A 12,849-nucleotide genomic window follows, 5' to 3' on the forward strand; every position below is an offset into this window, starting at 1 on the left:
TGCCGCAATGTCCCTGGTCAAGCCGAACCGGCCGCGCTTCACGGATGTCGAAGGACTGGCCGCGATGGTCGGCCATGGCGAATCGTTTGGTGTCGGCGGCCACCATTTCGCCCGGCTGCCGATCGCATTGCTGCGTGCGATAGCCCGGTCGGGCGTCAAGGATCTGCATTACATCTGCTGGGCCGGCGGCTTGCCCCTCGAACTGCTGCTCGAAGCGCATGCCGTGGCTGAGATCGACCTCTGTTTCTCCAGCCTCGACATTTTCGGCTTGCCGCCAAAATTCCGCGCAGCCGCCGAAAGCGGCGCGATACCGGTTCGCGATTGGACGGCGCTGGCCATGATCCAGGCGCTGCGGGCGGCGCAGCAGAACCTGCCCTCGATGCCGTTCCAGCTTCCGCTGGGATCGGGCATGCTGGCGCGCGTGCCGGGTGCGAGCGCCAGACCTGATCCGATTGCCGGTACCGAAAACGGATTCGTCCCGCCGCTGCGGCTCGACACATTCGTCGTCCATGCCCAGCGCGCCGATGAAAGCGGCAATGTGCAGATCATCGGGCCCCGCGCGCTGGACTTCGCCATGGCGGGTGCGGCGCGCAAGGTGCTGGTCACGGTCGAGGAAATCGTGCCGGGCGGGACGCTGCGCCAGGACGGCCGCCAGAGCGTGCTGACCCGCAACCAGGTTTCGGCGATTGCGCTGGCGCCGGCCGGCGCCTATCCGGCCTCGTGCCTGCCGTTTTACGTCACGGATTATCAGCGATTGTCGGAGGCGTTCGCCGACCGGCAAACGCCTTTGGCGGACAATCTGCGCCCGCCTTCCGAGGGCGTGCCGAAGCCGTTGCAAAGAGCTGCGAAGGTTCGAGCTAACACAGCGCTTGCCATGCCGGCGCTTGCGCGCGCCGAAGAGAAAGCATCCGTCGACGAGATCATCGCCGCTCGCATCGCCGCCGAACTCACCAATGAGAGCTTCGCCAGCGCGGGTGCGGTCTCGCCGCTGGCCAACGTCGCCTACCGGCTGGCCAAGGCCACGCACGCGCCGGACATGATCATCGCGACGATGAGCTGCGGCCATCTCGACATCGCGCCGAGCCCGATGATCCTCTCGCTGATCGAAAGCTTCGATTGCGAAACGGCTGTCGCGCATGCCGGCGGCGACGACACCTACTCGACCTATTACCAGGCCGGCGCGGTGACGCACGAGATCGTCGGCGCGGCACAGGTCGACCGGCGCGGCCGCGTCAACACGATCGCACTGCGCAAACCAAGCGGCGGCCTCATCCGGTTGCCGGGGCAAGGCGGCATGGCCGATGTCGCCAACATGCACCGCGATTACCTGCTCTACATCCCCCGCCACTCGATCCAGTCGCTGGTGGACGAGGTCGAGATCGTCAGTTCCGCCCGGGGGTTGCTGACGGCGGCCGAACGCGAGCCGATGGGCTATCGCACCGGCAGGGCGCTGGTCTTCACCGATCTCTGCGTCTTCCGGCTCGACGAGACTTCGAGGGAATTGATCGTCGTCGAAACCATGCCGGACGTCACGCAGCAGCAGATCCGTGACGCCACCGGATTTGCGGTGTCGTTCGACCCCTGTTGCCGCGAGGTCTCGCTGCCTTCCGACAACACGCTCGCCATCTTGCGAAACCGCATCGACCCGCTCGGTCTGCGCCGTCTGGAATTCGTCAGCGCCAAGGAGCGCGGCGCGCTGATCGCCGAGATTCTTGAAGCCGACCGCGCGATGGTCGGACGCTGCATCACCGCGCAGACGGCGCTTGTCGAAAGCTGAGATCCCATGGCCAAGCCGTTGCTCGACATGTCAGCCGCGCGCGTTTTCTTCGACGGCATCTTCACCAGCCCGCGCGTCGCGCATCCGGAGGGCGTGGCCGTTCACCGCGATGGCTCGATCTGGTGTGGCACCGAAACCGGCGACCTGCTGCGGCTGGCCGCCGATGGCGGCTCGGTCGGGCGCATGGGCGGCACCGACGGTTTTCTGCTCGGCATCGCTTTCGACAGCGCGGGAAACTGCTTTGCCTGCGACCTCAGGCATGCCGCGATTTTCCGCTGGGATGCCGCGACAGCGCGCATGGAGCGCTTCGCGTCGGCCGGCATTCGCGTGCCGAACTACCCGATCGTCGACGAGGCGAGGGGTTGGCTCTTCGTTTCGGACAGCGTTGGCCAGGACAATCGCTCGGGCATCTTCCGCTACGATCTCAAGACGGGCGAGGGCGGCCTGTGGTGCCGGGAGGCGATGTCGTTCGCCAACGGCATGGCGATGGCGCCGGACGGCAACGGCCTCTATGTCGTGGAAAGCGACGCACCCTGCATCAGCTATGTGCCGATCCTTGCTGACGGATCGGCGGGGGCTCGTGAGATCGTCGTCGAGGGCGTGCACAATGTTCCGGACGGAGTGGCCTTTGCGCCTGACGGCTCATTGTTCATCTCATGTTATGAGCCCAGCCGTATTTATCGCTGGCAAAAGGACAAAGGTCTCGAAGTGCTGATCGAGGATCCCGCCGCAACCACGCTGGCGCACCCCACCAACATCGCCTTCAAGGGCGACAAGCTCTATACCGCCAATCTGGGTCGCTGGCATATTACCGAGATCGACTTGAGCCTTCTCCAGCAAGGGAAGTAGCATTTCGCAGAAGGTCAACTCGTCGGGCGAAAGGGTTTTGCCAGCGAGGCCGGGAAGTGCAGGGCCAGCATCTGGCGGTTTCGTGAGATCAGCACCAGAACGATGATGGTGGCGAGATAAGGCAGGGCCGAGAGCAGTTCGGATGGCACGTCCAGCCCCAGCGCCTGACCTTGCAACTGAAGGATCGTCATCCCGCCGAACAGCCACGCGCCAAGCAGGATGCGCAGCGGCCGCCAGGTGGCGAAGACCACCAGCGCAAGCGCGATCCAACCCTTGCCGGCAGTCATGTTCTCGACCCAGAGCGGCGTGTAGGCGACCGACAAATAGGCGCCTGCCAGGCCTGCCATCAGCCCGCCGAACAGCACGGCCATGTAGCGGATCCTGATCACGGGATAGCCGATCGCATGCGACGTCTGCGGCGACTCGCCGATCGTGCGCAGCACCAGGCCAGCTTTCGTGCGGTAGAGAAACCAACTGATGGCGACGAACATCAGCAGGGCCAGATAGACCATCGGATCGAAGCGGAACAGTAGCGGACCGATCAGCGGCAGATCGGACAGAACGGGGATGTCGAGGCGGCGCAGTGCCTCGATCGGCTCGCTGCCGAAGCCGCGCCCGAGGAAGGCGGAGACGCCCGAACCGAAGATCGCCAGCGCCAGGCCGGCTGCATATTGGTTGGTCAGGAACGTCAGCGCCAGCACGCCGAACAGCAGCGAGGCGGCCGCACCCGCCAACGCGCCGGCCAGGATCGCCACAGGCATCGGATAGCCCGCGGTGACGGCCCAGAATGCCAATGCGGCGCCCATCAGCATCATGCCTTCGATTCCGAGATTGAGGACACCCGACTTCTCCACCACGAGCTCGCCGAGCGCGGCGAATATCAGCGGTGTGGCGGCAATGACGGTGCCGGTGAAGATGGCGATGAACAGATCCATCAGGCTGTCTCCCGCACGATCCGAAATCCGCTCATCGTGCCGTCTCCAGCGCATGCGTGTCCCGGACGGGTCGCACCAGTCGAACGCGATAGAAGATGAAGAAGTCGGCGGCGAGCAGGAAGAACAGCAGGATGCCCTGGAAGATCCGCGTCAGGGCCGAAGGCAGGCCGAGCGTCATCTGCACACCTTCGCCGCCGAGGAAAAGCAGCGACATCAACAGCCCGCCAAGCACGATACCGAAGGCGTTCAGCCGTCCGACGAAGGCAACGATGATGGCCGCGAAGCCGTAGCCTGGCGAAATCTGAGGCGAGAGCTGCCCGAGCGGCCCGGCGGCTTCCGCCATGCCGGCGATGCCGGCCGCGGCACCTCCCGCCAGCAGTCCGATCCAGACCGCAGCCGATTCGCGAAAGCCGGCATAACGGGCGGCAAGCGGTGCAGCCCCGCTCACCGACATCTTGTAGCCGAGGAAGCTGCGGTCGGTGAACAGCCACATCAGGAGCACGGCGACGACCGTGATGAAGATCGACGGGTTGAGGCGATAGGCGGGGTCAAAGGATTCGAACAGGGCCGCCGTCGGCAGAAGTGCCGTCTGCGGATAGTTGAAGCCGGCCGGATCGCGCCACGGTCCGTGCACGAGATAGGACAGGAACAGCGTCGCGATATAGGTCATCATCAGCGTGACCAGGATCTCGTTGGTGTTCATGCGGGCGCGCAGAAAGGCGGGGATTGCCGCCCAGGCCATGCCGGCGCCCATGCCGGCGATGAACATCAGCGGCAACAGCAGCACGCTTTCGGGGTTCGGCCAGAAAAGCCCCACGCCGCTGGCCGCGATTGCCCCCATGGTGAACTGGCCCTCGGCGCCGATATTCCAGACATTGGCGCGGAAGCCGACCGCCAGCCCGCAAGCGATGAGGATCAGCGGCGAGGCCTTGAGCAGCCATTCGGACAGGCCGTTCATGGAAGAGAGCGGCTCGATGAAGAAGGCATGGAGGGTCGCCAGCGGATCATGTCCGAGGGAGGCGAAGAAAATCGATCCGACGATGACGGTCAACAGGGTCGCCAGTGCGGGCGCGGCGACGCGCATCAGCGAGGAGGGCTCCGGCCTTTGTTCAATCCTGAAGCGCATTGTTGCCACCTCCGTTCGCCAATGCGCCGTCGCTCATGCCGCGGCCCGTCATCAGAAGTCCGATCTCCTCGCGATCGGTCGTCTTGCGCTCCAGCGGCGGGGAAACCTTCCCTTGGCAAATGACCAGCAGCCGGTCGCAGATCTCGAACAACTCGTCGAGTTCCTCGGAGACGACGAGCACCGCCGCGCCGGCGCGGCTGAGATCGACGATGGTCTGCCGGATGAAGGCGCTCGCGCCGACGTCTACCCCCCAGGTCGGCTGAGACACCAGGAGGAGCTTCGGCTGGAGCGCGATCTCACGCCCGACGATGAATTTCTGCAGATTGCCGCCGGACAGGCTTTGCGCGGTCGCCTGCGGCCCGTTGGCCTTGACCTTGAACCTATCGATTATGCCGGCGGCGAACGCCTTGGCCCGGCGCCGGTCGACCAGCCCGTTGCGCACCGTGCCGAAGCGGTGCGCGGTCAGCACCGCATTCTCCCACAGCGTGTGCGAGGGCACGGCGCCGCGCCCGAGCCGCTCTTCGGGAACGAAGGCGACGCCGAGCTTGCGGCGCTCGTGCGGGCGAAGGCGGGCTGCGCCGGTTCCGCAAATCCGGATGGCGTCGCTGCGCTCATGCGTGCGCTCGCCGCTGAGCAAGGCGATCAGCTCGGCCTGGCCATTGCCGGAAACCCCGGCCAGGCCGACAATCTCGCCGCCATGCACCTTGAAAGAAATGTCCTTCAGGTCGACGCCGAAATGATCCCGGGACTTCACCGTAAGTCTGTTGACCTCGAGCACCGGTCTGTCGCTTGGCGTCGGCGGGCCGACATGCATTTCAGGCAGCTTCGAACCCACCATCATGCGGGCAAGCTCCAGCGACGTCGTCTCCTTCGGACGCGCGGTACCGGTGACCTTGCCGTTGCGCAGCACGGTGGCGGTGTCGCAGAGCTCCTGGACCTCGTCGAGCTTGTGGCTGATATAGACGATGCTGCAGCCCTCGGCGGCAAGTTGGCGGAGCGTCTCGAACAGCTTCACCACCGCCTGCGGCGTCAGTACCGAGGTCGGCTCGTCGAGGATCAGCAGTTTCGGCCCCTGCAGCAGGCAGCGCACGATCTCGACGCGCTGGCGCTCGCCGACCGACAGGTCGTGCACCTGGCGATGCGGGTCGATGGGCATGCCGTAGCGGCGCGACAGATCGCGGATCTTGTCGGCGAGCGAAGGCAGGTCGTATGCGCTGCTTGCCGAGAGCGCTATGTTCTCGACCACCGAAACGGATTCGAACAGCGCGAAATGCTGATAGACCATTTCGATGCCGAGTGCGCGCGACATCGCCGGGGTGTGCGTGGCGATCGGATTGCCGTCGCAAAAGATCTCGCCGGAATCGGCTTGCGTCGCCCCATAGATGATTTTCATCAGGGTGGATTTGCCGGCGCCGTTTTCGCCCAGCACGGCATGGATCTCGCCGGGTTGAATCGACAGCGACACATCGTCATTGGCGACGACGCCGGGATAGCGCTTGCAGATGTTGCGCAGTTCTAGTCGCGGATGCATGGCGGGTCCTGCCGTGGCGTGAAGCGAGGTTGGACGGGAACCAGGCAAGGAGACGCCGAAGGTATGGACTTGGGCGTCTCCCGGCACTTTTACGGTGATCAGCTCAGCCTGCCGATCATCCCCTTCACAAACCAGTTCATGCCGCGAATGTCGTCATCGGCCAGAACCGAACCGGCGGCAACCTTGACGTTGCCGTCCTGATCCTTCAGCTCCCCGGCGTAGGGATGAAGCTTGCCGCTGCCGATGTCGGCCTCGAGCTGCTTGAGCTTGGCGCGCGCATCGGCGGGGATACCCTCATTGTAGGGGGCCATTTTCACCACCCCGGCCGCCAATCCGTCCCAGCGGACTTCCGGCTTCCAGGTACCGGCGGCCACGGCCTTGGCTGCGCCGACATAGTCGCTGGTCCAATCGAGAACGAAAGAGGTCAGCTGCTTGCCCGAGGCGAATTTCGACATGTCGCTGGCATAGCCGATCGACCAGGCGCCACCTTCGCCGGCGACCTGTACGCCGGTCGCGGTGTCCGTCATCGAGCAGACCACGTCGCAGCCTTGAGAGATCAGCGTCTTGGCCGCCTCCTTCTCCTTGCCCGGGTCGAACCAGGAATTCAGGAAGATGGTGTTGCAGGTCGCGTTTGGATTGACGCTCTGCGCGCCAAGCAGCAGCGCATTTGCCGGACCGACGATGTCGGGGATCGGAAAGCCGCCGATGAAACCGATCTTGCCCGATTTGGACATGTAGCCGCCCGCCGCGCCGGCGACGAAGGTGCCTTCGTAATATTTCGCTTCGAAGGTTCCCAGATTGGCTAGGTGGACGATGCCTGAGCAGTGTTCGAACGCCACCTTGGGAAAGCGCGGCGCCACCTTCTGCATCGGCGTTCCATGCGAAAAGCTTGTGCCGAAGATCAGCCTGTTGCCGGCGCTGGCCAGTTCGCGGAAGACACGCTCGGCGTCCTGCGGCATGAAGATGTTGTCGATGACGGTGAGCTCGACCTTTTCGCCGAATTCGGCCTTGATGGCCTCGACGCCGAGGCTGTGCTGCTTGGTCCAGCCGATCTCGGCGACCGGCGAGACGTAGACGGCACCGATCTTCAGCACCTCCTGCGCCTGTGCGATGGTGCTCAGCGCTCCCGCGCCAAGAGCCGCGCCGGCCGCGCCGCTGTGTTTCAGGAATTCACGTCTCGTCAGTTTCTTCATGATGGTAGCCCTCTGTTGGTCTTTTTTGTTGATGCCCGGCTTGTCGGTGCCCGGTCTGTTCTGGGGATATGGAGGTGGAGATGCGTTGCCGCGTCGCCGCCGCCGGATGCATTCGACAATCTTCGCAGCGGCACAGTCGCGCCGTCGGCCTTGCCGTCGAGATAGGGCGCTAGCGCTTCGGCAGGCGTCATCTCTGGAAACACTGCGCGATCCATGATGTAGCCGCGCACCACCGCGCGGTGGTGGGTGTCGATCAGGTCCATGGCCGGTTTCAGCCGGCCCTTCTCCAGCAGGTCGACGACCCGCGAGTGGTCGTCCAGCAGATTGCAATAGTCGAAATCGGCTGAAATGAGGGAGCGCAGCAGCGTCGTGCGGCGCACCAGCTGCGCGTGGATTTCCTGCATGACCTTGTTGCGGCTGAGGCGTACGAATACGGTATGGAACTCTTGGCCAAGCACGTCGGCCAGCGCATCGTTGCCCGCCGCAACAGCTTGGCGCTGGCGCTCGACATGCTGGCGCAGCTCAGCCCAGCCGGCCGGCCCGAGGCGATCGCTGAGCTGTGCTGCGACGCCCTGTTCGACGAGCGTCAACGCGTCGTAGATCTCCATCGCCTCCTGCATGCTCGGCTTGGCGACGAAGGCACCGCGGTTGCGTTCGATCTGGGCCAGCCCGTCATCGGCGAGCCGGATCAGGGCCTGGCGCACCACGATGCGGCTCACGTTGAATATTTCGGAGAGTTCGCGTTCGCCGAGCTTGCAGCCGGGCACGAGGCGATGGTCGATGATGGCGCGGGTCAGCGTATCCGCGATGGTCTGGGAACGGCTGCTCAAGGCATGGTTCTCCGCCATTTCGACGTCATGATCAGCGGGCTTTCGTGATGGCGACATGCCTTGTCAGGACACGACATATCCCAGGTTCAGCTTTCTCATATCGGAATTCAATCATCATAATCTGTCAACACAAAAAAGGATTTTGGACGACAAAAAAATGTTGATTGGTATCCAATCTTGTGGTTTCGTCATCCCGAAACGTCGGGCTAGGTTCATGGTGAAGGGCTAGCCGAGTTGGGAGGGAAGCCGATGGCAACCCGTTGCGTTGACCGCGAGCTTTTGAACGACTGGCACATCGTCGCGGATCAGGAATCGCTAAGCCAGGATACGCGGTTTGCCACATGCCTGCTTGGGGTCGCTCTCTCCGTTTACAAGTGTTCAAACAAGATCGAAGTCGTTCGCAGCGATACGGGCGCCACGCTGAAAAGCGCCCAGCGTTATGGCTTCATCTGGACCTGCCTGGACAAGCCCTGGCGCGACATCATCTATATCCCTGAGGCCAATGAGGCAGACCGGCATCTGGTCAGCGGCGGTTCGATCGCGGTCAAGGTGTCGGGCCTCCGCGCGGTCGAGAATTTTCTCGATATGGGGCATTTCCCCTTCATTCATGCCGGCTGGCTCGGCGAGGAGCCGCACACCGAGGTCGCGCCGTACAAGGTTGAGATCACAGCGCAGGACGAGGTGCTGGCGACCGAATGCAAATTCTATCAGCCGGTGGCTTCGCCGACCGCCAAGGAAGGCTTTGTCGTCGACTACATCTACAAGGTGATTCGGCCCTACACGGTGGCTCTCTACAAGAGCAACCCGATCCAGAAGGACCGGCTCGACGTCATTACCCTGTTCGTGCAGCCGGTGGACGAGGAAAACTGCATCGCGCATCCTTACCTCTGCTATCTTAAGGAAGGCATGGAGGCGGCAACGGTGCGCAGCTTCATGCAATTGATCTTCGCCCAGGACAAACCGATCCTGGAGAACCAGGTACCCAAGCGCCTGCCGCTCGATCCACGTGCCGAGACCCCGATCCGTGCCGATGCCGTGTCGGTTTCCTACCGGCGCTGGTTGCGTGATCGGGCCGTCACCTATGGCGCGATACCGGCACAAGCCTGATGACGTCTGAGGGCTTCCAGAGGATAAAACGATGACAAAATGCTCGGATCCTGTGATCCTCAATCTCTGGCATCCCGTAGGGGCGATCGCCGAGACCATTCCCGGCGCTGTCCAGGACACCGTTCTGCTCGAGGAGCGCCTCAGTTTTGCGGTCGATATGGATGGTGAGCCCGTCGTCTGGCGCTCACGTCCCGATGTAGAAGGGGTGGATCGTGTTCCAGGCGCCGACAGACTGCCGGCAAGAAGCGCCTACGGCTATGTCTGGACTTCGCTCGGCTCGCCACCGGCCGAGCTGTTCCCGATCCCGGAATATGAAGAGCCGGACCGCCGCAAGCTCAACGCGGCCACGTTTGGCGTCAACGTCTCGGCACCGCGCGCCATCGAGAACTTTCTCGACATGGGCCACTTTCCCTATGTGCATACCGACATACTCGGCGTCGAGCCGCATACCGAAGTCAAGGAATACGACGTCGAGATATCCGTCGACCGTGACGAGATCCTGGCCACGCGCTGCCGCTTCTTCCAGCCGATGGCTTCGACCGCTTCCGGTGGCGGCGCCGACGTGGACTATGTCTATCGCGTGCCGCACCCCTATTGCTCCGTGCTCTATAAATCGAGCCCGGTCGACGAGGCACGGCGCGACGTCATCGCCATCTTCCTGCAGCCGGTCGACCAGGAGCATGTGCGCGCCCACATGCTGCTTTGCGTGCTCGACGAAGACAATGAAGACAAGGTGATCAAGCGCTTCCAGCAGACGATCTTCGGCCAGGACAAGCCGATCCTGGAAAACCAGGTGCCCAAACGCCTGCCGCTCGATCCGCGCGCCGAAACGCCCATCCGGGCCGATAAGTCGGCCATCGCCTACCGGCGCTGGCTCAGCCAGAAGGGCGTGACCTACGGTGTCATTCCGGTTGCGGCCTGACGAGATTCTTGGAGACGATTGATGTTGGAAGAAGCCAGAAGCCAGTGGCATCCGATCGCCGCTTCCCATGATTTGCCGTACCGCCACGTTTTCCATGGTCAATTGCTCGGCCGGGAATTCGCCGTCTGGCGTGCCGATGACGGCTACGTCAACATCTGGGAAAACCGTTGCCTGCATCGCGGCGTCAGGCTGTCGATAGGCATCAATGACGGGCGCGAGCTGAAGTGCCAATATCACGGCTGGCGTTATTCGAACCGCACCGCCGGCTGCACCTACATTCCCGCGCATCCTGCCGACGCGCCGGCCCGCACCATCACCAACCGCACCTTCCCCGGGGTCGAGCGCTACGGCTTGGTCTGGTCCTCCGAGGAGCCTCGCGGCGAGGTGCCGGATGTTGCCGCGCTGACCGAAGGCAAGCTGCTCGCCTTGCGCGGCATCGCGGTCAACGCACCGGCCGACAAGGTCGTCGAAGGGCTGAAGGCCTATCGCTTTCAGCCCAACGCAGCGATCGAAGGCGAGGGCGCGGAAACCATCATCGAGGCCGCGCGGGATTTTGCCGTGGCGCTGCACTCGCACGATGGTGGTGCCGAGACGCGCGGCGTGTTCTTCGTGCAGCCGGTTGATTCAAACCGTTCGGTGATCCGTGGCGTGCTCGATCAGGAGGTCGAAGCAGCCGCCCGCATCGCCATCCTGCGCCACCACAATGAGCGGCTTTCCAAGCTGCGCGACGAGGTCGAGCGCGACGTCGCGAACGCACCGGCGCCCGCGCCGATCGAGCCGATCTACGAAAGGGTGTCGGCCGAACTCGCCGAAATGCCCGAGGTGACCGCGCATGGCCGCAAGGCGGCGCTGCGCGTCAGCGTGGCCAGGAAATGGCAGGCGGCCGACGGCGTTGCCGGTTTCGAGCTCCGCCCGATCAAGGGCATCCTGCCGACGTTCCAACCTGGGGCCCATATCGACGTCCATATGCCCAATGGCGAGATCAGGCAGTATTCGATCACCAACGGCCCTGGTGAAACCGACAGCTTCATCATCGGCGTCAAGCTGGAGCGGGATTCGAAGGGCGGCTCCAAATGCATGCATGAGACAGTCCGCGAGGGCGACGTGCTGGCGATCTCCGAGCCGCGCAACAATTTCCCGCTGCGCCGTGACGCGATCAAGACGCTGTTCGTCGCCGGCGGCATCGGCATCACGCCGCTGCTCGCAATGGCGCAGGCGCTGAAGAACCAGGAGCTGGCGCACGAGCTGCACTATTTTGCGCAAGGGGAGGAACACCTCGCTTTCGCCGATCGGCTGAAGCATCTCGGCGATGCGCTGAAGCCGCATCTCGGGCTGTCGCCGGACGCGACCGGCGCCGAGCTTCGGGGGATTCTCGCCGGTTACCGGAACGGCATGCATCTCTACATCTGCGGTCCCGGACCGATGCTGGAAGCCGCGCGCAAGATCGCCGCCGAGCAGGGCTGGCCGGATACCGCCATCCATTTCGAATATTTCAAGAACACCAACAAGATCGACGACAGTTCGAGCTTCGAAGTAGCGCTGGCGCGCTCCTGCGTCACGCTGCAGGTGCCGGCCGGCAAGACGATCATGCAGGTGATGCGCGAAAATGGCATCGATGTTCCGTCGTCGTGCGAGCAGGGCGCATGCGGCACCTGCGTCGCCACCGTGATCGAGGGCGAGCCGGACCATCAGGACGTCTACCTCAACGATGCCGAACGCAAAGCCGGAACCAGGATCATGACCTGCGTCTCGCGCGCCAAATCGGCACGCCTCGTGCTCGACATTTAGGAACTCCCGATGATCACGCTTTACGATTACGAACTGTCGGGCAATTGCTACAAGCTGCGGCTGCTGATGAGTTTTCTCGGCATCGACTACAAGACAGTGCCGGTCGACTTCTACCCCGGCCGCGAACACAAGTCGGAATGGTTCCTGAAGCTCAATCCGCTTGGCCAGCTGCCGGTCATCGAGGATGAAGGGCTGATCTTGCGCGACGCCCAGGCGATCCTGGTCTACCTGGCGTCGAAATACGATCCGTCGAGCACATGGTATCCCCGGAACAGACCGGCCCTGCTCGGCGAGATCAGCCAGTGGCTGGCCTTCGCCGACGGCATCACTTCGACGGCGTCGGCCGCCCGCCTGCACGACGCGCTGTTCTACGATTTCGACATCGATGCCGCACGCGCCGGCGCGCACCGGCTGTTCCGTATGCTCGACGAGCATCTGTGGTTCGGCGAGCAGCAGGGCCGCGGCTGGATCTGCTCGGCCGATCATCCGACCATCGCCGATATTGCCTGCTTTCCCTACATCATGCTGTCGGAGGAGGGCGGCATTACGCGCCAGGACTATCCCGCCATCCGGCGTTGGTGCGATCGTGTCAAACGCATCAAAGGCTTTACCGTGATGTCGGGCGTGTTCCCGGCGGGGCCGGCCAAGGCCGCATGATTTCTATCGCAACGCCGGGCGATCGATCGTCCCGGCAAGCAAGTTTGGGAGAAAGAAATGAAAACCCGCGCCGCTGTTGCCGTTGCTGCCGGAAAGCCGCTTGAGATCATGGAGGTCGACCTTGACGGCCCGCG

At 63.5% G+C, this 12,849-nt stretch carries 11 protein-coding genes; 6 read left to right on the forward strand and 5 right to left on the reverse strand.

Going from position 1 to position 12,849, the window contains the following annotated elements:
• Window positions 1-7 precede the first annotated feature (7 nt).
• Both FJ951_RS12340 and FJ951_RS12345 read left to right on the forward strand, forming a co-directional pair.
• Entirely contained in the window at window positions 8-1,777 is a 1,770-nt protein-coding gene (locus tag FJ951_RS12340) for a CoA-transferase (RefSeq protein WP_140515240.1), read from the forward strand.
• Window positions 1,778-1,783: 6 nt separating this feature from the next.
• Window positions 1,784-2,626: an SMP-30/gluconolactonase/LRE family protein gene (locus FJ951_RS12345; protein WP_140497508.1), complete on the forward strand. Its 843-nt coding sequence runs from the start codon at window positions 1,784-1,786 to the stop codon at window positions 2,624-2,626.
• A gap of 14 nt (window positions 2,627-2,640) precedes the next feature.
• Here the strand turns inward: FJ951_RS12345 and FJ951_RS12350 are convergent, their stop codons facing one another.
• The 5 genes from FJ951_RS12350 to FJ951_RS12370 all read right to left on the reverse strand — a co-directional run bounded on the left by FJ951_RS12350 (window position 2,641) and on the right by FJ951_RS12370 (window position 8,241).
• Window positions 2,641-3,561, reverse strand: a complete 921-nt coding sequence (locus tag FJ951_RS12350; RefSeq protein WP_140515241.1) for an ABC transporter permease — start codon at window positions 3,559-3,561, stop codon at window positions 2,641-2,643.
• A 31-nt stretch (window positions 3,562-3,592) separates the two neighbouring features.
• On the reverse strand, window positions 3,593-4,687 hold the full coding sequence (locus FJ951_RS12355; protein WP_140497512.1) for an ABC transporter permease: 1,095 nt from the start codon (window positions 4,685-4,687) through the stop codon (window positions 3,593-3,595).
• Window positions 4,671-6,218, reverse strand: a complete 1,548-nt coding sequence (locus FJ951_RS12360; protein WP_140515242.1) for an ABC transporter ATP-binding protein — start codon at window positions 6,216-6,218, stop codon at window positions 4,671-4,673. Before FJ951_RS12360 ends, FJ951_RS12355 begins: the two co-directional genes overlap by 17 nt.
• A 98-nt stretch (window positions 6,219-6,316) precedes the next feature.
• Window positions 6,317-7,411 (reverse strand): BMP family ABC transporter substrate-binding protein, encoded by a 1,095-nt coding sequence (locus tag FJ951_RS12365; RefSeq protein ID WP_140515243.1) that lies wholly within the window; start codon window positions 7,409-7,411, stop codon window positions 6,317-6,319.
• A complete protein-coding gene (locus FJ951_RS12370; protein ID WP_140497518.1) occupies window positions 7,408-8,241 on the reverse strand; it encodes a GntR family transcriptional regulator in 834 nt (277 codons plus the stop codon). The genes FJ951_RS12365 and FJ951_RS12370 overlap by 4 nt, the downstream gene beginning before the upstream one ends.
• A 249-nt stretch (window positions 8,242-8,490) precedes the next feature.
• Here FJ951_RS12370 and FJ951_RS12375 point away from each other — a divergent pair, with 249 nt between their 5' ends.
• Genes FJ951_RS12375 through FJ951_RS12390 form a run of 4 tightly spaced genes read left to right on the forward strand, consistent with a single transcriptional unit; the run spans window position 8,491 to window position 12,715 of the window.
• Window positions 8,491-9,348, forward strand: coding sequence for an aromatic ring-hydroxylating dioxygenase subunit alpha (locus tag FJ951_RS12375; RefSeq protein ID WP_140515244.1), 858 nt, complete (start codon window positions 8,491-8,493; stop codon window positions 9,346-9,348).
• A 31-nt stretch (window positions 9,349-9,379) separates the two neighbouring features.
• Complete coding sequence (locus tag FJ951_RS12380) at window positions 9,380-10,270, forward strand: aromatic ring-hydroxylating dioxygenase subunit alpha (RefSeq protein ID WP_140515245.1); 891 nt, start codon at window positions 9,380-9,382, stop codon at window positions 10,268-10,270.
• A gap of 21 nt (window positions 10,271-10,291) precedes the next feature.
• A complete protein-coding gene (locus tag FJ951_RS12385) occupies window positions 10,292-12,058 on the forward strand; it encodes a Rieske 2Fe-2S domain-containing protein (protein ID WP_140515246.1) in 1,767 nt (588 codons plus the stop codon).
• A gap of 9 nt (window positions 12,059-12,067) precedes the next feature.
• Complete coding sequence (locus FJ951_RS12390; protein WP_140515247.1) at window positions 12,068-12,715, forward strand: glutathione S-transferase; 648 nt, start codon at window positions 12,068-12,070, stop codon at window positions 12,713-12,715.
• The last annotated feature ends 134 nt before the right edge of the window (window positions 12,716-12,849 follow it).

Source organism: Mesorhizobium sp. B2-2-3 (genome assembly GCF_006442405.1).
In the GTDB taxonomy this organism is placed as follows: domain Bacteria; phylum Pseudomonadota; class Alphaproteobacteria; order Rhizobiales; family Rhizobiaceae; genus Mesorhizobium.

Coding starts and splice junctions, on each gene's coding strand:
- FJ951_RS12340 (WP_140515240.1), top strand. CDS start 8: ATGTCCCTGGTCAAGCCGAACCGGCCGCGCTTCACGGATGTCGAAGGA.
- FJ951_RS12345 (WP_140497508.1), top strand. CDS start 1,784: ATGGCCAAGCCGTTGCTCGACATGTCAGCCGCGCGCGTTTTCTTCGAC.
- FJ951_RS12350 (WP_140515241.1), bottom strand. CDS start 3,561: ATGGATCTGTTCATCGCCATCTTCACCGGCACCGTCATTGCCGCCACA.
- FJ951_RS12355 (WP_140497512.1), bottom strand. CDS start 4,687: ATGCGCTTCAGGATTGAACAAAGGCCGGAGCCCTCCTCGCTGATGCGC.
- FJ951_RS12360 (WP_140515242.1), bottom strand. CDS start 6,218: ATGCATCCGCGACTAGAACTGCGCAACATCTGCAAGCGCTATCCCGGC.
- FJ951_RS12365 (WP_140515243.1), bottom strand. CDS start 7,411: ATGAAGAAACTGACGAGACGTGAATTCCTGAAACACAGCGGCGCGGCC.
- FJ951_RS12375 (WP_140515244.1), top strand. CDS start 8,491: ATGGCAACCCGTTGCGTTGACCGCGAGCTTTTGAACGACTGGCACATC.
- FJ951_RS12380 (WP_140515245.1), top strand. CDS start 9,380: ATGACAAAATGCTCGGATCCTGTGATCCTCAATCTCTGGCATCCCGTA.
- FJ951_RS12385 (WP_140515246.1), top strand. CDS start 10,292: ATGTTGGAAGAAGCCAGAAGCCAGTGGCATCCGATCGCCGCTTCCCAT.
- FJ951_RS12390 (WP_140515247.1), top strand. CDS start 12,068: ATGATCACGCTTTACGATTACGAACTGTCGGGCAATTGCTACAAGCTG.